The following is a 25360-nucleotide window of genomic DNA, read 5'->3' on the forward strand; positions in this document are numbered from 1 at the left end:
AGGGCAAGCAAGGGAGCGCGCCCATGACGGTGCATTTCATCGGCGCCGGCCCTGGCGCTCCGGACCTGCTCACCTTGCGCGGGCGCGACCTCATCGCCGCCAGCCCGGTGTGCCTCTATGCGGGCTCGCTGGTGCCGGAAGCGGTGCTGGCGCACTGCCCGCCGGGCGCGCGGATCGTCAATACCGCGCCGCTCGACCTCGACGCCATCACCGCCGAGATGACCCGCGCCCACGAGGCCGGACAAGACGTGGCGCGGCTGCATTCGGGCGATCTCTCCGTGTGGTCTGCCATGGGTGAGCAGATCCGGCGGCTCGAGGCCCTGGGCATTCCCTATACGGTCACCCCCGGCGTGCCATCCTTCGCTGCTGCTGCGGCGGCGCTGGGTGCCGAGCTGACCCTGCCGGGCCTCGCCCAATCGGTGGTGCTCACCCGCACGCCGGGGCGTGCATCGGCCATGCCGGCGGGGGAGAGCCTCGCCGCTTTCGGCGCCACGGGAGCGACCCTCGCCATTCACCTGTCGATCCAGAACCTCGCCCAGGTGGCGGCGGAGCTTTCTCCCCATTACGGGGCCGACTGCCCGGTGGCGGTGGTGTACCGCGCGAGCTGGCCCGACCAGAAGATCGTGCGGGCCACCCTCGCCACCATCACGACGGCGGTGGGCGAAGGCATCTCCCGCACCGCGCTGATCCTGGTGGGGCCGGCGCTGGGGGCCTCGGGTTTCAAGGAAAGCCGCCTCTACGCCGCCGACTACGACCGCCGCTATCGGCCCCAATCCGCCGACAGCGCCTGGGCGCGCTGGACCCCCGACGATGAGTGAGGACGCCCGCGCCCTTCCGCCGGGCCTTCTCGTCTCCGCCCCCGCCTCGGGCACCGGCAAGACGACGGTGATGCTCGGCCTCCTTCGCGCCTTGGTGGAGGACGGCCTTGCGGTCCAGCCCTTCAAGTCGGGACCGGACTATATCGACCCCGCCTTTCACCGCGCCGCCAGCGGCCGGGCCTCGTTCAACCTGGACAGCTGGGCCATGGGGCCAGCGCTGTTCGGCACCATCGCGGCGCAGGCGCGCGGGGCCGACATCTGCCTCGCCGAGGGATCGATGGGGCTTTACGATGCCGTCGCCACGCGCGGGCTGCTCGGTTTCGGCTCCAGCGCCGAGACGGCCCGGGCCATGGGGTGGCCGGTCATCCTGGTGCTGGATGTGGGCGGGCAGGCGCAATCGGCGGCCGCGACCGCCCTGGGCTTTGCCCGCTATGCGCCCGACCTGCCCTTCGCGGGCGTGATCCTGAACCGGGTGGCGAGCCCGCGCCATGAGCGCCTGATCCGGCTGGGCATGGAGCAAGCGGGCCTGCCCGTGCTCGGCGCCCTGCCCCGGCGCGGCGACCTCGCTTTGCCCGAGCGGCACCTGGGCCTGATCCAGGCCACCGAGCACCCCGACCTCGAAGCCGCCATCGCCCGCTACGCGGCCTTCCTGCGCGCCCATATCGACCTTGCGGCCATCAAGTGCGCGGCACGGGGGACAGCGAACGCGAAGGAGGGCGCGCTGCCCCCGCCTCCGGCGCAGCGCATCGCGCTGGGCTGGGATCAGGCCTTCTCGTTCACCTATCCCCACCTGCTGGAGGGGTGGCGCGCCGCGGGGGCCGAAATCCTGCCCTTCTCGCCCCTGGCGGACGAGCCGCCCGACCCGTCAGCGGATCTGGTCTGGCTGCCCGGCGGCTATCCGGAGCTCCATGCGGGCCCGCTCTCCGAGGCGCGACGCTTCATGGACGGGCTGCGCCGCCACGCCCAGACGCGGCCCGTCCATGGCGAGTGCGGCGGCTACATGGTTCTCGGCACGGCGCTGGTGGATGCGGAGGGCGCGCGACACCCCATGGCGGGTCTGCTGGGGCTCGTCACCTCCTACCAGACGCGCAAGCTCCATCTGGGCTACCGCCGGGCGCAGCTTCTGGCGCCGCTGCCCGGCCACCAGCCCGGCACAGCGTTGCGCGGGCATGAGTTTCACTATTCCACCATCCTGGAACAGCCCGACCCTCCGCTGGCGACCGTGCAGGATGCCGATGGCGGGCCGGTGCCTGAAACCGGCTCGCGGCGCGGGCTGGTGAGCGGCACTTTCTTTCATCTGATCGCACAGGAGCATCCGTGAGCGGCTTCGTCAGCTTTGTCGGCTCGGGGCCTGGCGACCCTGAGCTTCTCACCGTCAAGGCGGTGGACCGCCTGAAGCGCGCGGACGCGGTGCTGTTCGACGACCTGTCGGCCGGCCCCATCCTCTCGCTCGCCCGGCCGGGAGCGGACCTGGTGGGCGTGGGCAAGCGCGCCGGCCGCCCCTCCCCGCGCCAGGACCATGTGAGCCGCCTGCTCGTCGATTATGCCCGCGCCGGGGGCCGGGTGGTGCGGCTGAAATCCGGGGACGGCGGACTGTTCGGCCGGCTGGAGGAAGAGCTGCTGGCAGTGCGCGCCGCCGGCATCGCCTATGAGATCGTGCCCGGCATTCCCTCGCCCTGCGCGGCGGCAGCGGCCTGCGGCATCCCGCTCACCCGGCGCCTGACCGCCCGGCGCGTGCAATTCGTAACCGGACATGACGTGGAGGGCCGCCTGCCCTCGGACATCGACCTTGCCGCCCTGGCCGACCCCAGGGCCTGCACCGTCGTCTTCATGGGCCAGCGCACCTTTCCCGCTTTGGCCGCGGCACTGATGGCGCGCGGCCTTCCGGCCGATACCCCCGCCCTCCTGGCCGAGGCGGTGGGCACGCCCGAACAGGCCCTGCACCGCCTCACCGTCGCCGCGCTCGCCGCGCGTCTCGCCGATGCGGTCAGCAGCCGGCCGGCGCTGATCGTTTACGGCCCGCTGGCCGAGCTGGGGGTGGGCTTTGACTGACCTCTGGCTCATCGGCATCGGCACCGGCAACCCGGCCCACGTCACCCTCGAGGCGCGCCAGGCCCTGTGCGATGCCGCCCTGATCCTTCTGCCCCGCAAGGGCCCGGACAAGGCCGACCTCGCCCATCTGCGCCATACCATCCTCAGCCATTGCGGCAGCACCGCGCCGGTCGCGGAATTCGACATGCCGGTGCGGGACGACACCCTGCCCTATCAGGAGCGGGTGCGGCGCTGGCATGACGAGATCGCCACCATCTGGAGCCGGACCATCGCCGCGGCACGCCCCCAGGGGACCATCGCGCTGATGGTCTGGGGCGACCCCGGGCTTTACGACAGCACCTTGCGCATCGCCGAGCGGCTCAAGCCGCGCCCGCGCATCCGGGTCGTGCCCGGCATCTCTGCCCTTCAGTCCCTCACCGCCGCCCACGCCATCCCGTTCAACACGGTGAACGGCCCCGTCACGGTCACCACCGGCCGCCGCCTGCGCGACCATGGCTGGCCCGACGGCTCCGACACCATCGTGGTGATGCTCGACGGCGAATGCAGCTTCCAGACCCTCGACCCGGGCGGCCTGCACATCTGGTGGGGCGCCTTCCTCGGCATGCCGGAGCAGGTACTGGAATCCGGGCCCCTCGCCGAAACCGCCCCCCGCATCATCTCCACCCGCGCCACAGCCCGCGCCCAGCACGGCTGGATCATGGACACCTATCTGCTGCGGCGAACGGGATAACGACCGCAAAAGCCGTCATGGCTTTCCCCCGTGCGCAAGTGCGAGTCGGTGGACAGCGCCCGCGCAGAAGCACCCCAAGCCGGCAGTGTGGGCGGAGTGCATGGCTCTAAAGCCGCGTTGAGTTCTACTGGTGCGTTGACTGCAACGCGATTTTGCGCGCGACGGTCGGGAAACCCTGAAATCGGGCCCAAAGCGCCACGTCCCACCTTACCCCTGGCACTTAGCTTCAGGAGGCGCGCTTTCCGGAACTTGTTGCTTTTATTGGTGAGCCCGTCGGGATTCGAACCCGAGACCCCATGATTAAAAGTCACGTGCTCTACCGGCTGAGCTACGGGCTCACTCCCGGCAGTGGTTAGGCCGGGAGTGCCTCGGGGTCAAGGCCGACGGGGCACGCGCGTTCATTCCTGCTTCGCAGCCTGTGAACATCGCCTCGTGCGTTGACCCCGCGCGTTCGCATGCGCACCATGGCGCCTTAGCGTTTCGGGGCCAGGGATCCGCATGCCGCTCAACAACAGCATCGCTGCGCGCGTTGAAGACATCGTTCAATGGCGCAGGCACCTTCATCGCCATCCGGAGCTCGAATACGACCTGCCGGAAACCAGCCGCTTCGTCGCCGAAAAGCTCCGCGCCTTCGGCTGCGACGAGGTGGTGACGGGAATCGGCGGCACTGGCTTGGTGGCGGTCATCCGGGGCCAGAACGCGGGGGCTCGCACCATCGGCCTGCGCGCCGACATGGACGCCTTGCCGGTGTGGGAGGAAACGGGCGCGGAGCACGCCTCGCTCACGCCCGGCCGCATGCATGCCTGCGGCCATGATGGCCACACCGCCATGCTGCTGGGCGCCGCCCGCCAGCTGGCGGAAACCCGCACCTTCAGCGGCACCGCCATCTTGATCTTCCAGCCCGCGGAGGAGGCCGGCGCCGGCGCCAAGGCGATGATTGACGACGGTCTGTTCCAGCGCTTTCCCGTGGATGAGGTCTACAGCCTCCATAATCTGCCCGGCCTGCCCGTTGGCACCTTCGCGGTGCGCGAGGGGCCGATCATGGCATCCGCTGATCGCATCGAGATCGAGGTGCTGGGCAGCGGCGCCCATGCGGCGCGGCCCCATGAGGGGGTGGATGTGGTGCTGACCGGCGCCGCCATCGTCACCGCGCTGCAGCAGGTCAGCGCCCGCAATGTGGACCCGCAGAAGTCGGCGGTGGTGTCCATCTGCGTGTTCCAGGCGGGCGAGGTCGACAATGTGCTGCCGCCCTCCGCCCGCCTCATCGGCACGGCGCGCACGCTGGCCCCCGATGTCCGCGCCCGCGTGAAGGAGAGGGTGCGCGCCATCGCCGAAGGTGTGGCGGCGGCTCATGGCGCCACGGTGCGGGTGAATTTCCCGGAGGGCTACCCCGTCACCCGCAACCACCCCGCCCAGGCCGCCTTCGCGGCCGAGGTGGCGCGCGAGGTGTGTGGCGCGCACGCCGTAAACGCCGCGGCCGAGCCCATCATGGCGGCGGAGGACTTCGCCTACATGCTGGAGGAGAAGCCCGGCGCGTACCTGTTCATCGGCAATGGCCCTTCCCAGGGCCTGCACCACCCGGCCTATGACTTTGCCGATGAGGCCATTGCCTATGGTTCCTCATTCTGGGTGCGGCTGGTGGAGCGCGCCCTGCCCGCGTCGCCCGCGGCGACCTGAGGCGAGCGAAGTCGGCAAGCGATAGGGAGCCGCTCGAAGTCTGAGAGACTTCTCAGTTGTCCGACCCAGCATTGTACCAGCAAAGGACAGAACTCCCTGCCTTGCGGAAATAACGCATGCGCCTGCGGTCGACTTGGCTTATCGTTAACGTCGCGGAGGTTCAGCAACGCAGGGAGGGTCCCATGTCCACATTGTCCGCGCGCGAGGTCATTCGCACGGCTGCGATTACCACCATGCTCTGCGCTATGGGGATCAGCTGGATTCTTCAGTAACTCTTGTGCGTCGCACTATTGGCGCCGCACAAAAATCCTCCGACCCTGACGGCGATGACCTACATTCAAGCCTGACGGCCCTGTCGCCAGGGGGCGTGCGTTTATCGGCGCAGCTCCGGCGGCCCCTCCCCTTCACCCTGCCCCAGTCTGATGGATCGATTCAGCGCCATCCGGCCTGCTGCCACGCTCGCGTCTGGCCATCGATTTGCATCATCGCCGCGCGCGGAGAGGCGCCAAACCAGCAGATCGCCCGGCATCGGGCTGAGAAGCAAGGCGAAGGATCTGACTATGGCAGACTACAAGGTGACTGTGGACCAACTTCCCACCGGGAAGTGGGCGTGTTTCCTCCATGTGGATGGTCATGACGAGCCCATCAACCTGGGCCGCGAGTTCAAGAACGACGAACAGGCGGAAAACTGGCTGAACGTCTCTGAATCCGTGACCGCGATCGAGATGATGCTGCGCAAGGTCAAGAAATAAGGCCCTTCGGGTGGGCCCAGCGCCCACCCACCTTACCGGCCCCAAGGCGGCCAGGGCCAGCGGATTGGCTCGGCGCGCGGCAGGGGCGCTCCGGCAGGATCGGCCGAAGGTCAGCGGCCGGTCCTTTGTCGGAAACCTCGGCCGCGACCGTGTTGGATGTCGGACACCGGACGCGCGGGCCGCGGCCCCTCAGTCCGCGATTTCCGCCTGGATGGTCAGGATATCGTAGGCAGGTGCCTCGGGCGGATTGGCGTATCCCGTCACCACCTCGCGCACGGTGCTGTTGGCGTCCGCAAACCGGCGCGGCAGGTTGCCGATGTCCCCGCCATAGACATGGATGACGATGGCGGAGACCTCTCTCGAGCCGTTGCCAATGGCCACAGGCTCGCGGCCGAGTGCGGTCTCGACGCTGCCTTGCAGGAGCCGCCGGACGGCCCCCTCCCGCCCCATGCGCGTCACCTCGCCCCGCAGCACACCGCTGATCTCCCACACCCCATCCTCAAGGCAGGGCCAGGCTTGGCCGGGGGCGAGCACGGAGGCTGCCACGCAAAAGCGCTCCATGCCGTCGCGATAGAGCTCGAAGAGGCGCGGCTGCGCGCCGGCGGTGGCGAACGGCGCGGGCAACCACGCGTCGTCCGCCACGAGCCGCGCCATCAGATCGCGCCCGATGAACAGGATCTCGCGCGGGCTGTCCGCCAGCTCCACCATGGATTGAATGTCCCAGATGAAGCGCCGCAACGCCTCCGGCACCCGCATGCTCATGGTGAAATCCCTTCAGTGGGCGTGGTTGTGGTGATCGGCATCGGCGGCTGGAGGATGAGCCACATGGACCGTGAGGAAATCGCCGGCCGCCAGCACCCCCTCGTCATCCATCACGTGGCCGATGCCGCGCCGGCGCATGCTCTTCACAGGAACACCAGCCGCCTTCAGCCGCTCCTTAGTGGCGCTCATGACCGCGAAGGGGAGCTGATCGTCATCCTCGCCGTGGATCATCAGCACCGGGGGCGCAGAGCGCACCCCGGTGGGGGCGCCCTTGGGCAGCGCGCCGGCGAAGCTCACCACGGCCGCGATGCGCTTTTGCCGCTGCAGCGCCGCGCACAAGGCCACCATCGCCCCCTGCGAGAAGCCGACCAGGGCCAGATGGCTGTCGGGCAGGCGCCGTGCCGCCAGGGCCTCGTCCAGAAAATCGTTCAGCAGCGCGGCCGCCCGCGAAACGGCCTCGGGCGATGCTTGCGCAAGATCGCCCGCCTCGAACCAGCTGCGCCCCACCCCGCCGGGCCCTGACAAAGGCGCTTCCAGCGCCAGAAAATCCGCCTTCGGCATGGTGGGCGCCCAGTTGAGCGCCTGCTGGATGATGGCCGCCCCCTCGCTGCCCTCCCCGTGCAGCAGCACCACGAGGAACGCCGGCTTGCCGCATGACAAGGCCGCGATCTTCGGGCCCTCGACGATCCCGCTCATGGTTCTCCCCGTGGCACGGCCAGTCCCCCGGCTTTATGGGGGACCCCAGGCAACATCCTTGCCAGCGCCGCCGCGCGCGCCTCACTGGGGACAGGGCACCATCTTGTAGACGGCGTCAGCGAACGCCTTGATGCCGGTATTGATGCGCAAGGGGGAGGTCCATGTCTGGTAGGTGACAATGCCCCGGGTGATGGAGATCACCTTGTAGTTCTCCGGCCCCTTTGTTTTGTAGCACTTGCCGGGCTGGATATCCTCTTCCTTCAAGGGCATTGCAGGGCTCCTTCCATTGGTGGCGAAGCCCTTGCAATGGGCGTGCCTGCGCGGCCGGGTGCGCCCAATTGGCACCGCCGGCCACGCGGCAACGTCATTCCGCCGGAGCCTCGACACCCAGGATCTTCTCCAGCACACCGGCGGGATCCGGATCCTTCATGAGGGCCGAGCCGACCAGCATGGCCTTCGCCCCAAGCGCCCCCAGCCGCGTGCGCTCATCGGCCGTGGAGAGGCCACCTTCCGCCACCAGGAAGGCCTTGTCGGCCGGCACCAGTGGCAGCAACGCCTCGCAGGTGCCCGGTTTCAGCTCGAAGGTGTGGAGGTCGCGATTGGTGACACAGATGAAATCCGCGCCCGAGGCCAGGGCCAATTCCACTTCCGCGGGCGTGTGCACCTGCACCAGCGCGTCGAGGGCGATGGCCGCCGCACGCTCGCGGAAGGCGCCCAGCTTGTCGCCCAGCAGGGCCGCCGACAGAATGACCGCGTCCGCCCCCGCAAGGCGCGCCTCAAGGATCTGGTAGACATCGAAAATAATGTCCTGCGCCATCACCGGCAGGCCGACCGCGCCGCGCACGGTGGCAAGGTCCGAAGCTGAGCCGCGAAAAGTCTGCCGCTCCACCGCCACTGAAAGGGCACCGGCGCCCACCGCCTCGAAGTCTTCGGCGAGGTCCTTGTACGGCACCATCATGCGGAAGCCGGGGTCGAACGGCGAACCACCTTTCAATTCGGCAATGACCACCGGCGCGCCGGTTTCCTTGAATTTCGCGGCCAGCGCACCCTGGAAACCCAGGGTGAGCGGCATTTCGCCAATCTTGCCCTGCATCTGCCCCAGGGAGCGACGGGCCTTGGCCTTGGTGAGCTGATCCTTGCGCTGGAGGATAAAGGGCTTCAGGCGGCTGTTTTCCGGCAATGGCATGGATGAAACGTCCAGACAAAGGGAGGGTGGCGAGCCCCCGATGAAATGCTGCGCCGCGAGGAAGCGTCACAGATTTGCTGACGTTTGGCCACTCGCGCGCGCCGCCTGTTTTGCCCCAGAAGCCTTTTCAGCTCCGCCGGGACGGGGCATCATAGCCCTGTTTTCTTTGCATATTGGCGAGATTTTTCGAATGTTTACGCGCATCTGCAAGGCCGAGACCGTCCCCGAGGGCGGCATGCGGCTCGTCATCGCCGACAGCCAGCTCATCGTCCTCGCCTGGCCGGAGGACGGCGAGCTGAGGGCTTTTCAGGGCGTTTGCCCGCACAGCAACACGCCCCTTTCCGATGCGGAATTCGACGGGCGAGTGCTGACCTGCCCGCTGCACAATTGGACCTGGGACCTGAATTCCGGCGCGCCCGTCGACCCGCAGGAGAGTGCCCTGGCCGAATATCCGGTGAAGGTCGAGGACGGCATCGTCTACATCGATACCGAGGGGGTTTCGCCCCTGTTCGCCGCCCGCTGAGGCGCCCGCGCCTCGAGTTTGGGAGTAGCTGACGTGACTGAAGAGATCGCCGTTATCGTCGGGGCCGGCAAGGGCCTCAGCGCCGCTCTGGCACGCCGCCTGAAGCGCGAGGGCTTCAGGCTCGCTCTGGTGGCGCGCAACGTGGAGAAGCTCGCGCCCCTGGTGGAGGAGACGGACGCTCTCGCCATCGCTGGCGACGTCCAGAACGCCCAGGCCGTGGAGGCGGCCTTCGCCGCCGTGGATCGCAGCCTGGGCACGCCGAGCCTCGTCGTCTTCAACGCCGCTCAGCGCTATCGCGGGGCCATCGAGGAGCTCGATCCCGGCGACGTGCTCGATGCCTATGCGGTCGGTGCCTTCGGTGGCTTCCTCACGGCGCAGGCGGCGGCGCGGCGCATGCTGGCGAGCGGCTCCGGCTCCATCTTCTTCACCGGGGCCACGGCGAGCATCAAGGGGATGCCCCATTCCATTCCGTTCGCCATGCAGAAATTCGCGCTGCGTGGGCTCGCCCAGAGCCTGGCGCGGGAACTCGGTCCCCGGAACATACACGTGGCCCACTTCATCATCGATGGCGGCATCTCGTCGTCCTGGGCCACACCGGGCGAGCCCGGCCCCGCCGACAAGTGGCTGGCGCCCGAAGCCATCGCCGAAACCTACCTCGCCATCCACCGCCAGCATCGCTCCGCCTGGAGCTTCGAGGTGGACCTGCGCCCCTGGGTGGAGAAGTTCTGAGCTTCCGCCGAAAACGCCCCAAGGCGCCGCCGCAACCGGCGGCGCAGGAGGCGAGGAGCCTTCGGGCCCCGGATCCGGCGCCTGGGGCCGCGCGATCGTGCGGGGCCGGATCTCTTGCTATTTCACGATGAGCAGGAGCAATTGCTGGCCGGGCACTGAATCAAGCTCGGCCGCCGTCAGCTTGCCGTCCTTGTTGGCGTCAGCCGCGTTGAAGCGGGAGCGCACCAGGAGCAGCCACTCGTCCAGCTCCAGCGTCTGGTCCGCATCCTTATTTATGAGCGCCCAGTCTTCCGGCGTCAGGCGGCCCTTCGTCTCCGGGGCTTCCAGCGTGGTGTCGCCGTCTTTGTTGAGGGCGTTGAACATCTGCGTGCCGAGGTCGATCACCTCGACGATCTCCAAGGTGTCGTCGCCGTCCTTGTTGACCTTGGCGAGGGCATCCTTGCCCGACATGGCGGCGCAGGCCGAACCCGCCAGCGCAATCGCCATGATTGCGCCGAGCACCGCCCCAATACCCTGCTTCAGATTCGACATCACGTGTCTCCTTCCCGGAGTTTCCACCCGATGCGAAGTCTAGTCCCTTACGGAAGGGATGTCGCGGGGACGCCGCGACATCCTTGATGGCTTATGCCTTGTGCCTCACTGGGCCGCCTGGGCGGTGACCTCCAGGGGATCGAGGGCGACGTCCTGGGTCGCCGGCTCCAGCCCCAGAACGTGGCGGATGCGCTGGAGCATGGAGAGGGTCCGCGGGTCCATCTCATCCAGCGGGCCGGGCACGAACTGCACCACCTCGGCTGCCTTGAGCCGCTCTTCCGGAGTGCGCAGCAGCTCGGGCAGGGCCTCGATGGCGGCCTCGCGGGCATATTCCACGATCAGGCTCTGTTCGTGGATGATCTCCGCCTTGCGGGCCACCGGCAGCGAGTGGAACGGCTCGTCCTTCGTGAGCACCTTGGCGGAGCGCTCCAGGCGATCGCGACGCACATTGCCACGGGCATCGGCGAGCAGGATCAGCATGCGGATCACGGCTTCCACGAAGGTGCCGGAGTTCACATGCAGCAGCGCCGAACGCACTTCCGGCAGGCCCACCAGCTCTTCCTTGGTCTTGCGGGTCCGCTCGAAGTTATAGTTGCGGCCGAACCAGCGCATGTAAGGCGTGGCATAAATGGAATAGAAGGTCACTTCGTACCAGGCGTCGCGAATATCGCGGATCACGTCGATGGTCTGCTCGAACGCATCGGCGATCAGCCGTTCCGCCAGCACGAAGGGATTGTCCTTCTCCACCGGCTTGCGGCTCTCATTCACCACCTTGGTGATGGCTTCGAGCGGCAGCATGGCCGGATTGCGCGAGGACGCGACCGCGCGCTGAACCCGCAGCGGATGCAGCATGCGGCCGATCTCGGCGCTGGCGCGGGTCACGGAGGCCTGAACCAGCGGGCGCATGAACACGTCATAGAGCTCGCCCTGGAGCTCGGAGATGTGCTGCACGGCGGCGAACGGCACCTCGTCCTCGCGCCCGTCGGCGTAGCCGGGCAGCTCGCTCATCTTGCGCTCGGCGAACGACACCGTGAACTGGGCGTCCTGGCCCTCGCCCTGAATGTCGTCGATGGTCATCTCGTAGAGGCCGGGCTGAAGCGCCTCGATGGTCTTCAGCACGGAGGACATCTGCGCATGCTCGCGCTTGGCGATGGACGCCGAGACGAAGATGCCGAGATGGCCGACCTTGTCATGCACCATGTAGACGATGCGCTGACCGCGAATGCGGATCTCCGTCTCGTCCGCATAGGTGTCCATGATCCAGTTGATGGCCTGCTTCACCGGCGTGATGTTGTCGCCGTGGCTGGCGAACACAATGATCGGCGAGCGGATCTGCTTCACGTCCAGCACGCGGCCGTGCTCGAGGCGCGCCTCGTTGCGGGCCAGCTTGTTGCCCACGAAGAGCTGGCGCACGATCCAGCTGATTTCGGGCTCGTTGAGCAGGAAGAAGCCGCTCCACCAGCGTTCGAACTCCAGGAAGCGCCCGCGCTCGGTGTCCACCTTCTCGAACAGGTCGTAATATTTGCGGAACCAGGTCCGGCTGGGGTTCAGCATCTCGAAGTTCAGAACCAGCCACGCGCCGTCGAAGACGCCGTCGCCATAATCGGACCAGAACATGGGCTGGATCTGCCCGCCCAGCAGGCCGGCATTGTAGCGCATGGGGTTGGCACCCACGTCGCCGGACCAGGTCTCCACCGGCGCCCCGTTCAGAACCAGCGGGCCGGTAATGTCCGGATTGGCGGCACCGAGGATGAGGGTGGCCCAGCCGCCCTGGCAGTTGCCGATCACCACCGGCTTCGGCGCGTCGGGGTGCTGCTCCTGCACATAGCGCACGAAGGTGGCCTCGGCGCGCGAGACGTCGGCCAGCGTCTGGCCGGGCTCGGGATTGCGGCTGAAGCTGACGAAGTAGACCGGATGGCCGCCCTTCAGCGCCACGCCCACCTGGCTGTCGGACTTGAAGCCGCCGATGCCGGCGCCGTGTCCCGCGCGCGGATCGATGATCACATAGGGGCGCTTCCAGGGATAAACCTCGACCCCGGCGGGCGGCGTGATCTTCAGCAGCGCATAGTTGCACGGCCGCGGCAGGGTGCGGCCATCCATGGCCACTTCATAGTCGTAGATGAGCACCGGCGGGCAGCCGGCGGCTTCGTGCTCAAAGAAATTGTCGCCGCGCTGGCGCAGCGTGTCCATGGTGAGGACCATGCGCTGGGTGCGGTCGATGGCGTAGGCCTGCGCTTCCTTCACCCGATCGGAGAGCGAACGGCCGGTGCTGGTCACGGTGCCCACCAGAGCGGTGAGCTCGTTGAAGGTCTCCCGCAGGCGCTCGCCATGGGTGGCCGAGATGTTCATGAAGTGCCGGCCGGCAGCCTTCGAGGTGAGCTGGCTCATGGTGGAGAGCTCGGAGAGCTGGGCGGTCATGGCCAGCGCGCGCTGGCGCGCGGTCCAGGCGTTCCCGTCCGTCACCTTGGCGAAGAACGGGTTCGTGAACTTCGAGGCTGAAAGCTGAGCGTTCAAGCGGTCCTCCCCGCCGCATGGGCGGCGTGTTCCGGTTCGGCCGTTCTCCAGCCGGGGCCGCCGGAGAATACTGCACCGCACAATACTAGACACGGCCTGTTGCATAAAGATGGCAGTCGCGCTGTACCACCCCGCGCCTCGCGCAATGGTTGACGACATGTCGACGCCCGCGGCCCGCCGTGCGATAGGAATGGGAAACCTGAGGGAGGCGCCAGATGAACGACACCGTTTCCGCACGGCAAATCAAGGCCGCGCGCGCCATTCTCGGCTGGCGGCGCCAGGATCTGGCCTCCCGCGCCGGCATGAGCCCGGCCACCGTAAAAGTCGTGGAAACCGACGAGGACGCCCTGCCCGCCCTCGCCCCCACCCGCGCGCGGCTTGTGAAGGCGCTGGAGGCTGCGGGTATCAGCTTCCTGCTGGGCAGCGCGCCGGGCGTTCAGCTCATTCCGGCCGAAGAGGGCCTGCGGGCCGAGGACCTCAACGCCTCCAACGACGACTGACCGCGCGAGGCCCAGCGACGGTATAAGCGCCGCCAAAAGCGGGTGCCCTGCAGTCACGCCTGTGCTTTGCTGCGGCTCCATCACATCGGACGGACCCATGATTCTCCACAAAATCGCGGCGCGGCACTACATCGTGGTCGCCATCATCCTCATCGTGGCGGTGCTGGCCTATCTGGGCAGCTGGTCCTGAGCCTTCAGGCCTCGCCCACGCGGATCAAGGCGAAGCCGTCATAGCCCTTGGCCCCCACCGTCTGAATGGCGGTGGCGGTCAGCCTTCCGTCCGCCGCCACGTCATCCAGCAGGCGGCGCACGCCCTGGACCGCGGCGTCCGCGCTACCCTCCTGAACGACGGCGCCGTTGCGCACCACATTGTCGCAGATGATGATGCTGCCCGGCCGCGTCAGGCGCAGGGACCAGTGCAGATAGTCCGCATTACTGGGCTTGTCGGCGTCGATGAAGACGAGATCGAAAGGCCCCACCCCTTCAGCCTCCAGCTTCGGCAGGGTTTCCAAGGCGGGGGCGACGCGCAGGTCGATCTTGTCCGCAAGCCCCGCGCGCCTGAAATTGGCGGCGGCCACCTCCGCGTGGTGGGGCATGGCCTCCAGCGTCACCAGCTGTCCGTCGGCCGGCAGGGCGCGGGCGAGGAAGATGGTGCTGTAGCCGCCGAGGGTCCCGATTTCGAGAATGCGCCGCGCCCCCATCATCTGCGCGAACAGGTGCAGCATCTGGCCCTGGGTGGCGGAAACCGCGATGGCCGGCAGGCCGGCGGCCTCGCTCGCCTCCAGGGCCTGCCGCAGCACCGGATCATGGGGCAGCAGGCGATCCGCGAAATAGTCGTCCACTGCGCTCCACACGGCTGCATCCTGCCCGCTCATGGCCCGTCCTCCCGGCTTCAGTTTTCGTCGCTCTCACGCGCGGCGCGGATGGAAAGCACCGCATAGACCAGCACCAGCCCCAGCTCCACCAGGGTGAACAGCAGCAGCGGCGTCATGCCCGAGGGGGCCCAGGCGGCGAGCACCGCCTGCGTCAGGGTGGCGATCAGCCACAGCACGATGGCCCAGCCGGCGCGCAGCCACAGCCCCACTCCGGCGATGGGATCCACGATGGCCGCCCAGATCACGGCCCCCTGCGCCGCCATGGGTAGCTGCTCGAACCAGGAGGGCGTGCCCTCACCGACACCGACGATGACCACCCAGTGAATGACGCCCTCGACCAGCAGGAACACGGCCACCGCGCGCAGGAAGAGGAACAGCCGCCTCCGCCAGGGCGAAAGGCTCTCCAGATGCGCGCGGGCGCTGGCGTCGATGGGATCGTAATGGCTCATGCGCCGGGTGCCAGCAGCTCGAGTTCGTCGGGAATCGGGTCGAAATGCGCGGCGATGGCGGCCGGGTCGACCTGCGCGAGGGTTTCCGGCTTCCAACGCGGGGCATAGTCCCGGTCCACCAGCACGGCGCGCACGCCTTCATAGAAATCGTGGCCCGCGGCCACCCGCGTCACAACCCGGAACTCCGCCTGGAGACATTCGCCGAGATCCAGCGCGGGACCGCGCCGCATCTGCTCCATGGCGATGGACAGGCTGGTGGGCGACTTCGTGCGCATGTCCCTGGCGGTGGCCGCCGCGAAATCCGCGAACGGCCCGCCGGCCGCGCCCGCCACCTCCAGCGCAGCAAGGATCGCCTCGAGACTGCCGCGGGAGAACAGGTCGGCGATGATCTCGGCCCGGTCGGCGAAGGCGCTGGGGGCGGGCGCCGTCGTGTGGGCGGCAATGGCGGCGTCTACATCGCCGCCGGCGCACAGCGCCTCCTCCAGCGCCGGGAAGGCGGCGGAGGGGGCGAATGCGGTGGCCAGGCCGCAGGCACAGGCCTCGGGCGCGCGGATTCGCGTGCCCGTCAGCGCCAGGAACACACCGAACGCGCCGGGCAGGCGTGGCAGAACGTGGGTGCCGCCCACATCCGGAAACAGGCCGATATTCACCTCCGGCATGGCGAACAGATACCGCTCGCCCGCCACCCGGTGCGGGCCGTGGGCCGAGAGGCCGAAGCCGCCGCCCATGCAGATGCCGTCGATGAGCGACACGTAAGGCTTTGGAAAAGTGCCGATATAGTGGTTCAGCACATATTCCTCGCGCCAGAAATCCAGCGCCTCGGCGGTGTGGGCGGCCCGGCCGAGATCATAGAGCGTGCGCACGTCGCCGCCCGCGCAGAAGGCCTTCTCGCCCGTGGCCTTGATGATGACCCGGGTCACGGCCGGATCGTTCGCCCATTCGCGCAGCCGCGGCAGAATCTCGCGCACCATGGCAAGGTTGAGGGCGTTGAGCGCTTTTGGCCGATTGAGCGTGATGACCCCGGCCTCTCCCTTCCGCTCCAGGATGACTTCGGGTTCCGGCCGGATCTCCATGCGCGCCTCTCTGAGCAGCCGCCCGTTTGGATCGGGTAGCGTTATAGGGGTTTGGGAGGGTTAGACGCGGCGGCGGCCAGCGTCAACGGCGCGCGGGAGGCCGCCGCGCGCTCGTGAGACATCGGGCCGCGCCCCCCGTCTCGCCGCCCGGCGGCACGGCCGCTATAATACGAACGGCTCATGAACTTCACTCATGGGCCTCTGGTCCAGCCTGCGCGGCTTGCGCGAACCCACCCGGCACCGGTCGAAGACCGGCGGTGGATGGGATCGCCGCCGTTCCGCGGGCACCGACCGCCGAGGCGCTCCCCGCGCCGCAGCCAGACAAGAGTTGATCCATGGCCCCCACTTCGTCCCGCATCCATCCGGTTTCGGAACCCGCCCGCACGTCGCGGCTCGATCTGGTCCAGCGCCCCCGCCGCAACCGCAAGAGCGATTGGGCCCGTCGGCTGGTGCGTGAGTCGGCCCTCTCCGTCGACGACCTGATCTGGCCGATCTTCGTGATGGAGGGCAAAGCCACCCGCGCGCCCATCGCCTCCATGCCCGGCGTGGAGCGGCTGACGGTGGACGAGGCGGTGCGCGCCGCCGAGCGCGCGGCGAAGCTGAAGATCCCCGCCCTGGCGCTGTTTCCCTACATTGATCCCACCCTGCGGGATCCCGAGGGCAGCGAGGCGCTGAACGAGAACAATCTCGTGTGCCAGACCCTGCGCGCCATCAAGGCGGAGGTTCCCGAGATCGGCCTCATCACCGACGTGGCCCTCGACCCCTTCACCAGCCATGGCCATGACGGGCTTCTGGATGACGGGCGCATCCTCAATGACGAGACGGTGGACATCCTGGTGCGCCAGGCGCTGGTGCAGGCGGAAGCGGGCGCCGACGTGATCGCCCCCTCCGACATGATGGACGGCCGCGTGGGCGCCATCCGCGCCGGGCTTGACGAGGCCGGCTTCACCGATGTGCAGATCATGTCCTATGCGGCAAAGTATGCCTCGGCCTTCTACGGTCCGTTCCGCGACGCCATCGGCACCGCCAAGACCCTTTCCGGCGACAAGCGCACCTACCAGATGGACCCCGGCAATGGCCTGGAGGCCCTGCGCGAGGCGGCGCTGGACGTGGAGGAGGGCGCCGACATGCTGATGGTGAAGCCCGGCCTGCCCTATCTCGACATCGTGTGGCGGCTGAAGGAGGCCTTCGGCCTGCCCACCTTCGCCTATCAGGTGTCCGGCGAATACGCGATGATCGAAGGCGCCATCCGCAACGGCTGGGTGGATGGCGACCGCATCGTGCTGGAAGCGCTCATGGCCTTCAAGCGCGCCGGCGCGGACGGCATCCTCACCTATTTCGCCCCGCGCGTCGCCGAACGCCTCGCCGCCGGCTGAAGACACCGGTGGCCGCGCCCTTTCGCGATGGGCTGAGGCGCCATGGCGAGCCCCCTTACCGCGTCGCCGTGCTCCATGGTGGGCCCGGCGCCGCCGGTGAGGTCGCTCCTGTGGCGCACGCGCTGGCGGCGCGGGGCTATGGCGTGCTCGAGCCGGCTCAGAGCGCGCGGTCGGTCTCGGGCCAGGTCCGCGAACTGAAGGAGGTCCTGGAGCGGCACGGCAGCCCTCCGCTTGCCGTCATCGGCTGGTCCTGGGGGGCATGGCTCGCCTGCCTGCTGGCCGCCGATTCACCCACCCTCGTGTCCCGTGTGATCCTGGTGGGAAGCGGCCCGTTCACGCCCGAATACGCCGCCACCATTCTCCCCACGCGCCTGTCCCGCCTCACCGCGGCGGATGCCCGGTTCCTGAAGACCTGCCTTGAGAACAACGACATGGGCGGCCCTGCCAGCCAGGCCCGCATCATGGCGCTTCTCGCCGCCTGTGATACCTGGCGGGCGATCCCGCAGGCCGAGGCCGAAGCCGACTTCGACCCGGCCATCTATGAAAGCGTGTGGCCGCAGGCTGCCGAGCTTCGCCGATCAGGCGAATTGCTGCGGCTCACCGGTACCATCCGCTGCCCCATCGTCGCGATCCACGGCGATTACGATCCGCATCCGGCGGCGGGTGTGGAGCAGCCGCTGCGCGCCGTCGCGCGGGACTTCCGGTTCGTGCCGCTGCCACGGTGCGGCCACCGGCCGTGGGTGGAGCAGGAGGCGCGCGACATTTTCTACCGCGAGCTGGAGCGGGCCCTCACCGGCTGAAGTGGCCAGATCGCGGCAACTCCCATAATCTGACGCCCCAAGTGGCGGGAAGGAACGCTCATGCCCCAGTCTACGTCCCCGTCCCTCGCGCAGCCGGCCTCTCAGCCCGTCATGGCCGATCTGCCCGTGACCCTTGCCGACGTGGAAGCCGCCCGCCCGCTGCTCGCCGGTGCCGTTCTGCACACCCCGACCCTGCGCGCCCCCCGGCTCTCCGCCCTCACCGGCGCCGATGTGTGGGTGAAATACGAGAACTTTCAGGTCACCGCCTCCTTCAAGGAGCGCGGCGCGCTGGTGAAGCTCTCCCGCCTGTCGGCGGAGGAGGCGGCGCGGGGCGTCATCGCCATGTCGGCGGGCAATCACGCCCAGGCGGTGGCCTATCACGGGGCGCGCCTCGGCATCGCCACCACCATCGTGATGCCCGAAACCACCCCCCAGGTGAAGGTGAGCGCCACCGAGGCGTTCGGCGCCCATGTGGTGCTGTTCGGGGACACCGTGGCCGATGCCCAGGCGGAGGCCGAGCGCATCGCGCAGATGGAGGGGCGCGTCTTCGTCCACCCCTATGACGACCGCGACGTGATCGCCGGCCAGGGCTCCATCGCCCTGGAGATGATGGAGGACGGGCCCGCCTTCGACGCGGTGGTGGTTCCCATCGGCGGCGGCGGCATGATGGCGGGCATGGCGCTGGCGTTCGCCGGCCGCGCGCCGCAAACCGAGATCGTGGGCGTCGAGGCGGCCCTTTACCCCGCCATGTGGAGCGCCCTGACGGGGGTGGCGCGGCCCTGCGGCGGGCCCACGCTGGCCGAGGGCATCGCCGTGCGCAATGTGGGAGCGCTCACCTCGCAGATCATCCGCCGGCTGGTGCCCAATATCGTGTTGGTGGATGAAACCGCGCTGGAACGGGCGGTGAACGCCTTCCTGATGCACCAGAAGACCCTGGCGGAAGGCGCCGGCGCCGCCGGCCTGGCTGCCCTTCTCACCGAGCCGGAGCGCTTCCGGGGCAAGACCGTGGGGCTGGTGCTGTGCGGCGGCAATATCGACCCGCGCATGATCGCCGGCATCCTCATGCGCGAATTGGAGCGGGAAAGCCGCATCGTCTCCTTCCGCCTCACCATTCTGGATCGGCCGGGCATGCTCGGCATCATCTCCACGCTGCTCGGCAAGCTCGGGGCCAATATCCTCGAGGTGCACCACCGGCGCACCTTCCTGGACGTGCCGGCCAAGGGCACCCGGCTCGATTTGACCGTGGAGACCCGCGACCAGGCCCATGCCGAGCTGATCCAGAAGGCGCTGGAGGCGGAGGGCCTGCCGGTGCAGCGCCTGGGGGCCGGCGGCGCCGAGTGGTGAAGCCGCCTTCCCTTGCGCCGGGGGGCGATGCCCCCCACGTTCAAGGGTCATGACGCTCCGCCCCAAGCAAGCTCCGCCTCAAGCAAGCTCCGCCCCATGAGGGACACCAGATGACCAATACCGGCGATGCCTACCGCGATCCGTACCAAGGCGCGGCCGACGGGGTGAAGCCCCATGCCTTCGACCCGGTGACCCAGCCGGAATATTTCGAGGGCGTGCTCTCCCGCCGGCTCATCGCTTTCTGCGTGGATGTGGTGATGATTCTCGGCCCCATCGTCGGGCTCGCCATCTTCATCTTCGTGTTCGGCATCGTGACGCTGAGCCTGGGGTGGATGCTGTTTCCCCTGCTCGGCCCGGCATTCGTCATCTGGGCCATCGCCTACAACGCGATCACCCTGGGCTCGCCGGCCTCGGCGACCCTGGGCATGCGGCTGATGGATATCGAAATGCGGACCTGGTACGGCGCGCCCTGCTACTCGCTGCTGGGCGCGGTGCACGCGGTGCTGTTCTGGGTGTCGCTAAGCGCGCTCACGCCGCTGATCCTGGTGGTCGCCCTGTTCAACGACCGGCGCCGCCTGCTGCACGATTTCGCGGCCGGAACGGTGGTGGTGAACTCGGCCGCCCGCGCCAGCATGTTGCGGCGCTCCCAATGAAAATCCCGTTGCGGACCATTTCGCCTTTGACGTGCTGTCGCGCTCCAGCGATCCTGTAGTCTCCTGAGGATCAAGGACCGTGAGCGAGCACCCCCGTGATACGCCGCAATTCTATCTGACGGCGCCCGCCCCCTGCCCCTATCTGCCCGACCGGGAAGAGCGGAAGGTGTTCACGCACCTTGTGGGCGAGCGGGCGGCCACGCTCAACGACGTGCTCACCCAGGGCGGCTTCCGCCGCAGCCAGTCCATCGCCTACCGGCCTGCCTGCGAGGGGTGCCGGGCCTGCGTCTCCGTCCGCATCTGCGTCGACGATTTCGTTGAAACCAAGAGCCTGCGCCGGGTGCGTGCCGCCAATGCGGACCTTATCGGGGCGGTGCGGTCACCCTCTCCCACATCCGAGCAATACAGCCTTTTCCGCGCTTATGTGACCACCCGCCACGGCGATGGCGGCATGGCGGACATGAGCGTGCTCGACTACGCGATGATGGTGGAGGATACCCACGTCGACACCCGTCTCATCGAATATCGCAACCGCAATGTGGATTCGCGATTCCTGGGGCGCGGCACCGGAGACCTGATCGCGGTGGCGCTGACGGACATCCTCTCCGACGGGCTGTCCATGGTCTATTCCTTCTACAACCCGCAGGTGCCGCACCGCTCTCTCGGCACCTTCCTCATCCTCGACCACGTCGCGCGCGCCAGGGACATGGGCCTGCCTTACGTTTATCTGGGCTATTGGGTGCAGGGGTCGCACAAGATGGACTACAAGCGCCGGTTCCTGCCCCAGGAGCGCCTTTCGCCCCACGGCTGGGAGCGGGTGGACAAATAGGAGCGGAAGAGGACCCGGATGAGTTCCTTCTTCAACGTATTCGTCGCGGTCTATGCCGCGCTCTTTCCCATCGTCAATCCCCTCGGCAGCGCGCCCATTTTCCTCACCCTGGTTCAGCGCTGTTCCCCCGGCACGCGGGAGCTGGTGGCCCGCAAGGTCGCCCTGTTCGGCTTCCTGCTGCTGGTGGCCACCATGGTCGTGGGAGCAAAGGTTCTGCTCTTCTTCGGCGTGACGCTGCCGGTGCTGCGGGTGGCCGGCGGCCTGGTGGTGGCCTCCGTGGGCTGGCAGATGCTGCACTCGGACGACAAGCCCGCCAACAAGACCGATGGTAACACCCTCGACGACAGCGAGGCGCTGGACCAGGCCTTCTACCCCCTTACCCTGCCATTGACCGTCGGGCCGGGCGCCATCGCCACCACCATCGCCCTTTCCGCTGGTCCCGCCGCCATCGCGGCCAACGACCTTACGGACATCATGAGCGAGATCCTCGGCGCCCTGGCCGGGCTCTTCGCTATCTCCCTCACGGTCTATTTTTGCTTCCGCGAGGCGCCCACTATCGAGCGGGTTCTGGGGCACACGGGAACCAGCGTGCTGATTCGCCTGTTCGCATTCATCCTGCTTGCCATCGGCCTGCAGATCGTCTGGCTCGGCCTGCACGAGCTCATCAACGACATGCGCGCCATGCCGGCCTGAGTCGCGGCCATTCAGCGGACATGAAAAAGGGGGCCGCGAGGCCCCCTCATTCTTCCAGCGCCACCCACCGGCGCGCCCCTCCCGGAGGACGGGCGCGGGACGGGTCTCAGGACAGGGCCTTCAGCGCGGCCTTGCCGGCATAGCGCGCGGTGTCGCCCAGCTCCTGCTCGATGCGCAGCAGCTGGTTGTACTTGGCGGTGCGGTCCGCGCGGGCCAGCGAGCCGGTCTTGATCTGCCCGCAATTGGTGGCGACGGCCAGATCCGCGATGGTGGAATCCTCGGTCTCGCCGGAGCGGTGGGACATCACGGCGCGATAGGCATTGGTGTGCGCCAGCTCCACGGTGTCCAGCGTCTCGGTCAGCGAACCGATCTGGTTCACCTTCACCAGGATGGCATTGCCCACGCCCTGCTTGATGCCGCGCGACAGGCGCTCCACGTTGGTGACGAACAGGTCATCGCCCACCAGCTGGCACTTGGAGCCGATGGCGTCGGTGAGCAGCTTCCAGCCGGCCCAGTCATCCTCGGCCATGCCGTCCTCGATGGTGACGATGGGATAGCTGCCGACGAGCTCAGCCAGGTACTTCACCTGGGCTTCCACATCGCGCACCTTGCCCTCGCCCGCATAATTGTAGGCGCCGTCCTTGAAGAACTCGGTGGAGGCGCAGTCGAGGCCGAGATAGACGTCCTCACCCGGCTTGAAACCGGCGGTCTCAATGGCCTTGAGCACGAAATCCAAAGCCGCCTCGGCGGAAGCCAGGTTGGGGGCGAAGCCGCCCTCGTCGCCCACATTGGTGTTGTGGCCGGCGTCCTTCAGGCCCTTCTTCAGGGTGTGGAAGATCTCCGAGCCCCAGCGCAGGCCTTCGGAGAAGGATTCGGCGCCGGCCGGCAGGATCATGAATTCCTGGAAGTCGATGGGATTGTCCGCATGGGCGCCGCCATTGACGATGTTCATCATGGGCACCGGCAGGGTGCGGGCGTTCACGCCGCCCACATAGCGGTAGAGCGGCAGGTTGTTGGCCAGCGCGCCGGCCTTGGCCACCGCCAGCGACACGCCCAGAATGGCGTTGGCGCCCAGGCGGGCCTTGTTGGGGGTGCCGTCCAGGGCGATGAGGGTGGCGTCGATGTGCGCCTGATCCTCCACCTCGAAGCCGCCGATGGCATCATAAATCTCGCCATTGACCGCATCCACGGCGCGCAGGACGCCCTTGCCCAGGTAGCGCTCCTTGTCGCCGTCGCGCAGCTCCACGGCCTCATGGGCACCGGTGGAGGCCCCCGACGGCACTGCGGCGCGGCCGATGGAGCCGTCTTCCAGCACCACATCCACTTCGACCGTCGGATTGCCTCGGCTGTCCAGAATTTCGCGGCCGATGATGTCGACGATGGCGGTCATGAACGGTCCTTCCCTCATCTCGTGCGTGCGCCGGATGCCGGAAGGCGGCCCTGCCACCCCCACGTGAGCGTCCACGTGTCCGATCCGTCGCTGATCCCTCGCCCGTGGCATCTTCCGCTAGGTGCGGACCACGCGCCCCCGGGCGGGCCGCTTCTAGAGCATTTTTCATGCTCTTTGAATCGCGAAAACGCACCGCTGCCGCGCTTCCCCCTGCGGAGCGCGCAAAAGAAATGCGCGCCGGCCCGGCGCGGCGCCCGCCAAGGCGCTTGCGCATTCTTCGAGGCAATGGATAAGTGCTAGCTACAGATGCGGTTTTCGCGCCGGCGCGGCGCTCTGCGGGGGACGGACCGGTGACGCAGGACCAGACCGAAGATACCGTGAGTGGTGTGGATGACACATCTCAACTTTATGCAGACGGGCACCCTTATGACGAGGTGCGCTATCTCGAAGCAAAAATCATCCTGCAGGGGCTGCGCTTCACATCCGTCCAAAGTTTCTTCGACTTCGCCAAGATCGTGGCAAAGGTTGCCAAGCACCAGGGTATAGACTTCGATCCGCGCCCTGCCCGGGGACTTCGCCCGCAAATTCGCGAGGTGCTGTTCCTCGATACCCACGATTTCCGTCTCTACAATAACTCCTTCATCCTGCGCCGACGCGTCACCTACGAGGATGGCTTTCCCGTGGGCGACCCGGAAATCGTCTTCAAATACCGCCATCCAGACCGCGACAAGGCAGCCGCGCTGGATGTGCGGCCGCAGATCCAGGGCAGTTACCGCATCAAGTTCAAGGAAGAGACGCTGCCGCTCCGCAATCGGCTGGGTGGCGTGCGCTCCCTATTCTCGCACAATGTCGAGTTTCCCTTTCATCCTCGGGGGATCGGCGATCCGCTGAGTCCGGACACGCTGGCGCGGGTCTTTCCCGCCTTGCTACCGGTACTGGAAGACTGCGGCGAGCATGTGCAGCTGGTGAACCACACCGCAGTGGAAGAAGTGCTGCAACAGCTCGGCACGTTGGATTTCGGACGAGGCATGATCGCCCCCTGCAATGTCTCGGTGTGGCGCACACGCGGTGAGCAGCGGCAGCTGGTCGGCGAGTTCGCCTATCAGGTCCATTACGCCCATCAGAGCGACATGAGCCCGAAGGCCCTCCAGCGCAGCGATGCCTTCTTCCGCGCCCTGCAGGATGAGGCACGGGACTGGGTGCTGCTCGGCACCACCAAGACCGCCGCGGTCTACCGCCTGCAGGGCAATCCCCCGCAAAACCATGAATGAGCAGCCTGCGCCGCGGCCCGAAACGTTGCAGGTGAGCCTGCGCGAGATTTTCGTGGGCTTCCTCATCATCGGCGCCACCAGCTTCGGCGGCGGCGTCGTGGCCTATCTGCGTACCGGCCTGGTGGGGCGCCGCAAATGGATCGCCGACGAAACCTTCGTCGAACTCCTGTCCATCTGCCAGACCCTGCCGGGGCTCAACGCCTCCAACATGGCGATTTTGGTGGGAGACCGACTGCGCGGCACTGCCGGCGCGGCGGCGGCGCTGGTCGGCATCTGCCTGCCGGGCGGCCTGCTGATGTCAGTCGCGGCCGGCGCCTATGCGGCCTCGCAGCACTCCGAGGTGGGCATGCAGGCCGTGCTGCACGGGGTTTCGGCGGCGGCGGTGGGCCTCGTCTTCTCCGTCACCGTCCAGCTCGGCCGCAAGACGCTGGCGCGCTGGGCGGACTTCATCCTGGTGGCGCTGACCGTCATCGGCGTGAACGTGCTGCACCTCTCGGTCCTGCTGGTGCTGGTGCTGGCCGGCGCCGTCGCCATCTACTGGTACCGCCCCAGCCAGCTGGCGGCGGAAAAGATGCAAAGCGAGAAGACGCAGGAGCAGACAGGGTCATGAGCCAGCTTCCAGCCCTGATCGGCGTCTTTGCCTACCTCTCATTGCTCACGGTGGGCGGCGGCATGGCCGCGTTCCCGGAAATGAAGACCCTGGTGGTGGACACCTTCCACTGGATGACGGTGCCGCAGCTCGTCCACATTTACAGCGTGGGCCAGGTATCGCCCGGCCCGAACATGATGATGATCGCCGGCGTCGGCCAGTGGGTCGCGGGCCCGGTGGGCGCGCTGGCGGTGGTCGTGGCCTTCTTCCTTCCCACCGGCCTGTTCACCCTGTGGGTTGGTCGGTTGTGGAACCGGCTGGACCATTGGCCCTGGCGCGCCTCCATTCAGCGGGGTCTTGCGCCGGTTTCCATCGGCCTGCTCCTGGCCGGCTCCATCAGTATCGCCCGCAGCACCGTGACCGGGTGGGAAGGAGCCATGATCGCGCTGGGCGTGTTCGGCATCCTGCTGGCGACGCGGATGAACCCCATTCCCCTCATCGCCGCCTCCGGCGCCATCGGCTATTTCCTTTTCCGCTGAGGCGGCCGC

The 25360-nt window shown here is 67.8% G+C and carries 28 protein-coding genes and 1 tRNA gene; 18 read left to right on the forward strand and 11 right to left on the reverse strand.

The genetic code is table 11. The features are described from left to right. Positions 1-23 precede the first annotated feature (23 nt). The 4 genes from cobM to cobF are packed head-to-tail and all read left to right on the forward strand — an operon-like array spanning position 24 to position 3600. Positions 24-818 (forward strand): precorrin-4 C(11)-methyltransferase, encoded by a 795-nt coding sequence (gene cobM / locus V5F26_RS14445; protein ID WP_394056814.1) that lies wholly within the window; start codon positions 24-26, stop codon positions 816-818. After that, positions 811-2139 carry a cobyrinic acid a,c-diamide synthase CobB gene (locus V5F26_RS14450; RefSeq protein WP_394946266.1) on the forward strand — a complete coding sequence of 443 codons (1329 nt, stop codon included), beginning with the start codon at positions 811-813 and terminating at the stop codon, positions 2137-2139. Before cobM ends, V5F26_RS14450 begins: the two co-directional genes overlap by 8 nt. Further along, a complete protein-coding gene (cobA, locus tag V5F26_RS14455) occupies positions 2136-2870 on the forward strand; it encodes a uroporphyrinogen-III C-methyltransferase (RefSeq protein WP_394946268.1) in 735 nt (244 codons plus the stop codon). The genes V5F26_RS14450 and cobA overlap by 4 nt, the downstream gene beginning before the upstream one ends. Next, positions 2863-3600 (forward strand): precorrin-6A synthase (deacetylating), encoded by a 738-nt coding sequence (cobF, locus tag V5F26_RS14460; RefSeq protein WP_394946269.1) that lies wholly within the window; start codon positions 2863-2865, stop codon positions 3598-3600. Before cobA ends, cobF begins: the two co-directional genes overlap by 8 nt. Before the next feature lie 262 nt (positions 3601-3862). On the opposite strand, the gene V5F26_RS14465 is transcribed toward cobF, so the two are convergent. Then, positions 3863-3938: transfer RNA gene (locus tag V5F26_RS14465), tRNA-Lys, on the reverse strand. A gap of 160 nt (positions 3939-4098) precedes the next feature. Between V5F26_RS14465 and V5F26_RS14470 the strand changes: the two genes are divergently transcribed. Beyond that, entirely contained in the window at positions 4099-5277 is a 1179-nt protein-coding gene (locus V5F26_RS14470) for a M20 aminoacylase family protein (protein ID WP_394946270.1), read from the forward strand. Between the two features lie 560 nt (positions 5278-5837). Then, a complete protein-coding gene (locus V5F26_RS14475; RefSeq protein WP_234050439.1) occupies positions 5838-6029 on the forward strand; it encodes a hypothetical protein in 192 nt (63 codons plus the stop codon). 189 nt (positions 6030-6218) lie between these two features. Here V5F26_RS14475 and V5F26_RS14480 read toward each other — a convergent pair whose 3' ends face one another. The 4 genes from V5F26_RS14480 to V5F26_RS14495 all read right to left on the reverse strand — a co-directional run bounded on the left by V5F26_RS14480 (position 6219) and on the right by V5F26_RS14495 (position 8673). Further along, complete coding sequence (locus tag V5F26_RS14480) at positions 6219-6791, reverse strand: cysteine dioxygenase family protein (RefSeq protein WP_394946271.1); 573 nt, start codon at positions 6789-6791, stop codon at positions 6219-6221. Between the two features lie 12 nt (positions 6792-6803). Then, positions 6804-7487 carry an alpha/beta hydrolase gene (locus V5F26_RS14485; protein WP_394946272.1) on the reverse strand — a complete coding sequence of 228 codons (684 nt, stop codon included), beginning with the start codon at positions 7485-7487 and terminating at the stop codon, positions 6804-6806. 81 nt (positions 7488-7568) lie between these two features. Continuing rightward, on the reverse strand, positions 7569-7757 hold the full coding sequence (locus V5F26_RS14490; protein WP_234050442.1) for a hypothetical protein: 189 nt from the start codon (positions 7755-7757) through the stop codon (positions 7569-7571). A 94-nt stretch (positions 7758-7851) separates the two neighbouring features. Next, positions 7852-8673, reverse strand: coding sequence for an indole-3-glycerol phosphate synthase TrpC (locus V5F26_RS14495; RefSeq protein ID WP_394946273.1), 822 nt, complete (start codon positions 8671-8673; stop codon positions 7852-7854). Positions 8674-8863: 190 nt separating this feature from the next. Between V5F26_RS14495 and V5F26_RS14500 the strand changes: the two genes are divergently transcribed. Continuing rightward, positions 8864-9196, forward strand: a complete 333-nt coding sequence (locus V5F26_RS14500; RefSeq protein ID WP_394056801.1) for a monooxygenase system ferredoxin subunit — start codon at positions 8864-8866, stop codon at positions 9194-9196. Between the two features lie 33 nt (positions 9197-9229). Further along, complete coding sequence (locus V5F26_RS14505) at positions 9230-9925, forward strand: SDR family NAD(P)-dependent oxidoreductase (RefSeq protein WP_234050445.1); 696 nt, start codon at positions 9230-9232, stop codon at positions 9923-9925. Between the two features lie 117 nt (positions 9926-10042). Here V5F26_RS14505 and V5F26_RS14510 read toward each other — a convergent pair whose 3' ends face one another. After that, positions 10043-10456, reverse strand: a complete 414-nt coding sequence (locus V5F26_RS14510) for a hypothetical protein (RefSeq protein ID WP_394946274.1) — start codon at positions 10454-10456, stop codon at positions 10043-10045. 105 nt (positions 10457-10561) lie between these two features. Then, on the reverse strand, positions 10562-12970 hold the full coding sequence (locus V5F26_RS14515; RefSeq protein WP_370640609.1) for a DUF3141 domain-containing protein: 2409 nt from the start codon (positions 12968-12970) through the stop codon (positions 10562-10564). Positions 12971-13185: 215 nt separating this feature from the next. On the opposite strand from V5F26_RS14515, the gene V5F26_RS14520 reads away from it, so the two are divergent. Continuing rightward, positions 13186-13470, forward strand: coding sequence for a helix-turn-helix domain-containing protein (locus V5F26_RS14520; protein WP_394056797.1), 285 nt, complete (start codon positions 13186-13188; stop codon positions 13468-13470). Positions 13471-13664: 194 nt separating this feature from the next. Here V5F26_RS14520 and V5F26_RS14525 read toward each other — a convergent pair whose 3' ends face one another. Genes V5F26_RS14525 through V5F26_RS14535 form a run of 3 tightly spaced genes read right to left on the reverse strand, consistent with a single transcriptional unit; the run spans position 13665 to position 15867 of the window. Beyond that, complete coding sequence (locus V5F26_RS14525) at positions 13665-14345, reverse strand: O-methyltransferase (RefSeq protein WP_394946275.1); 681 nt, start codon at positions 14343-14345, stop codon at positions 13665-13667. Positions 14346-14362: 17 nt separating this feature from the next. Next, on the reverse strand, positions 14363-14794 hold the full coding sequence (locus V5F26_RS14530; RefSeq protein ID WP_234050449.1) for a DUF6163 family protein: 432 nt from the start codon (positions 14792-14794) through the stop codon (positions 14363-14365). After that, complete coding sequence (locus tag V5F26_RS14535) at positions 14791-15867, reverse strand: enoyl-CoA hydratase/isomerase family protein (protein WP_394946276.1); 1077 nt, start codon at positions 15865-15867, stop codon at positions 14791-14793. Before V5F26_RS14535 ends, V5F26_RS14530 begins: the two co-directional genes overlap by 4 nt. A 335-nt stretch (positions 15868-16202) precedes the next feature. Here V5F26_RS14535 and hemB point away from each other — a divergent pair, with 335 nt between their 5' ends. From hemB to V5F26_RS14565, 6 genes are all read left to right on the forward strand, one after another. After that, positions 16203-17243, forward strand: a complete 1041-nt coding sequence (hemB, locus tag V5F26_RS14540) for a porphobilinogen synthase (RefSeq protein WP_234050451.1) — start codon at positions 16203-16205, stop codon at positions 17241-17243. Positions 17244-17353: 110 nt separating this feature from the next. Beyond that, positions 17354-18043: an alpha/beta fold hydrolase gene (locus V5F26_RS14545; RefSeq protein WP_394946277.1), complete on the forward strand. Its 690-nt coding sequence runs from the start codon at positions 17354-17356 to the stop codon at positions 18041-18043. A 60-nt stretch (positions 18044-18103) separates the two neighbouring features. Then, positions 18104-19387: a threonine ammonia-lyase gene (locus V5F26_RS14550; protein WP_394056789.1), complete on the forward strand. Its 1284-nt coding sequence runs from the start codon at positions 18104-18106 to the stop codon at positions 19385-19387. Between the two features lie 110 nt (positions 19388-19497). Continuing rightward, on the forward strand, positions 19498-20040 hold the full coding sequence (locus tag V5F26_RS14555; protein WP_394946278.1) for an RDD family protein: 543 nt from the start codon (positions 19498-19500) through the stop codon (positions 20038-20040). A gap of 79 nt (positions 20041-20119) precedes the next feature. Then, positions 20120-20869 (forward strand): arginyltransferase, encoded by a 750-nt coding sequence (locus V5F26_RS14560; RefSeq protein ID WP_370640610.1) that lies wholly within the window; start codon positions 20120-20122, stop codon positions 20867-20869. Positions 20870-20887: 18 nt separating this feature from the next. Continuing rightward, positions 20888-21562 (forward strand): MarC family protein, encoded by a 675-nt coding sequence (locus V5F26_RS14565; protein WP_234050455.1) that lies wholly within the window; start codon positions 20888-20890, stop codon positions 21560-21562. Positions 21563-21668: 106 nt separating this feature from the next. Here the strand turns inward: V5F26_RS14565 and eno are convergent, their stop codons facing one another. Then, complete coding sequence (gene eno / locus V5F26_RS14570) at positions 21669-22952, reverse strand: phosphopyruvate hydratase (RefSeq protein WP_394946279.1); 1284 nt, start codon at positions 22950-22952, stop codon at positions 21669-21671. Between the two features lie 350 nt (positions 22953-23302). Here eno and V5F26_RS14575 point away from each other — a divergent pair, with 350 nt between their 5' ends. Genes V5F26_RS14575 through V5F26_RS14585 form a run of 3 tightly spaced genes read left to right on the forward strand, consistent with a single transcriptional unit; the run spans position 23303 to position 25351 of the window. Continuing rightward, a complete protein-coding gene (locus tag V5F26_RS14575; RefSeq protein WP_234050457.1) occupies positions 23303-24223 on the forward strand; it encodes a hypothetical protein in 921 nt (306 codons plus the stop codon). Next, positions 24216-24833: a chromate transporter gene (locus V5F26_RS14580; protein WP_394056783.1), complete on the forward strand. Its 618-nt coding sequence runs from the start codon at positions 24216-24218 to the stop codon at positions 24831-24833. Before V5F26_RS14575 ends, V5F26_RS14580 begins: the two co-directional genes overlap by 8 nt. After that, the gene (locus V5F26_RS14585; protein WP_394056781.1) at positions 24830-25351 is read left to right on the forward strand and encodes a chromate transporter; all 522 of its coding nucleotides are present in this window, start codon (positions 24830-24832) and stop codon (positions 25349-25351) included. Before V5F26_RS14580 ends, V5F26_RS14585 begins: the two co-directional genes overlap by 4 nt. Positions 25352-25360 lie beyond the last annotated feature (9 nt).

Source organism: Xanthobacter variabilis (assembly GCF_043831965.2).
In the GTDB taxonomy this organism is placed as follows: domain Bacteria; phylum Pseudomonadota; class Alphaproteobacteria; order Rhizobiales; family Xanthobacteraceae; genus Xanthobacter.

Bases quoted from the DNA above. Each gene is read 5' to 3' on its own strand.
- V5F26_RS14470 (WP_394946270.1), top strand. From the start codon at position 4,099: ATGCCGCTCAACAACAGCATCGCTGCGCGCGTTGAAGACATCGTTCAA.
- V5F26_RS14495 (WP_394946273.1), bottom strand. From the start codon at position 8,673: ATGCCATTGCCGGAAAACAGCCGCCTGAAGCCCTTTATCCTCCAGCGC.
- V5F26_RS14480 (WP_394946271.1), bottom strand. From the start codon at position 6,791: ATGAGCATGCGGGTGCCGGAGGCGTTGCGGCGCTTCATCTGGGACATT.
- V5F26_RS14500 (WP_394056801.1), top strand. From the start codon at position 8,864: ATGTTTACGCGCATCTGCAAGGCCGAGACCGTCCCCGAGGGCGGCATG.
- V5F26_RS14530 (WP_234050449.1), bottom strand. From the start codon at position 14,794: ATGAGCCATTACGATCCCATCGACGCCAGCGCCCGCGCGCATCTGGAG.
- V5F26_RS14535 (WP_394946276.1), bottom strand. From the start codon at position 15,867: ATGGAGATCCGGCCGGAACCCGAAGTCATCCTGGAGCGGAAGGGAGAG.
- V5F26_RS14550 (WP_394056789.1), top strand. From the start codon at position 18,104: ATGCCCCAGTCTACGTCCCCGTCCCTCGCGCAGCCGGCCTCTCAGCCC.
- cobM (WP_394056814.1), top strand. From the start codon at position 24: ATGACGGTGCATTTCATCGGCGCCGGCCCTGGCGCTCCGGACCTGCTC.
- eno (WP_394946279.1), bottom strand. From the start codon at position 22,952: ATGACCGCCATCGTCGACATCATCGGCCGCGAAATTCTGGACAGCCGA.
- V5F26_RS14585 (WP_394056781.1), top strand. From the start codon at position 24,830: ATGAGCCAGCTTCCAGCCCTGATCGGCGTCTTTGCCTACCTCTCATTG.
- V5F26_RS14490 (WP_234050442.1), bottom strand. From the start codon at position 7,757: ATGCCCTTGAAGGAAGAGGATATCCAGCCCGGCAAGTGCTACAAAACA.
- V5F26_RS14520 (WP_394056797.1), top strand. From the start codon at position 13,186: ATGAACGACACCGTTTCCGCACGGCAAATCAAGGCCGCGCGCGCCATT.
- V5F26_RS14565 (WP_234050455.1), top strand. From the start codon at position 20,888: ATGAGTTCCTTCTTCAACGTATTCGTCGCGGTCTATGCCGCGCTCTTT.
- V5F26_RS14580 (WP_394056783.1), top strand. From the start codon at position 24,216: ATGAATGAGCAGCCTGCGCCGCGGCCCGAAACGTTGCAGGTGAGCCTG.
- V5F26_RS14475 (WP_234050439.1), top strand. From the start codon at position 5,838: ATGGCAGACTACAAGGTGACTGTGGACCAACTTCCCACCGGGAAGTGG.
- V5F26_RS14555 (WP_394946278.1), top strand. From the start codon at position 19,498: ATGACCAATACCGGCGATGCCTACCGCGATCCGTACCAAGGCGCGGCC.
- V5F26_RS14525 (WP_394946275.1), bottom strand. From the start codon at position 14,345: ATGAGCGGGCAGGATGCAGCCGTGTGGAGCGCAGTGGACGACTATTTC.
- V5F26_RS14485 (WP_394946272.1), bottom strand. From the start codon at position 7,487: ATGAGCGGGATCGTCGAGGGCCCGAAGATCGCGGCCTTGTCATGCGGC.
- hemB (WP_234050451.1), top strand. From the start codon at position 16,203: ATGGCCCCCACTTCGTCCCGCATCCATCCGGTTTCGGAACCCGCCCGC.
- V5F26_RS14510 (WP_394946274.1), bottom strand. From the start codon at position 10,456: ATGTCGAATCTGAAGCAGGGTATTGGGGCGGTGCTCGGCGCAATCATG.
- V5F26_RS14450 (WP_394946266.1), top strand. From the start codon at position 811: ATGAGTGAGGACGCCCGCGCCCTTCCGCCGGGCCTTCTCGTCTCCGCC.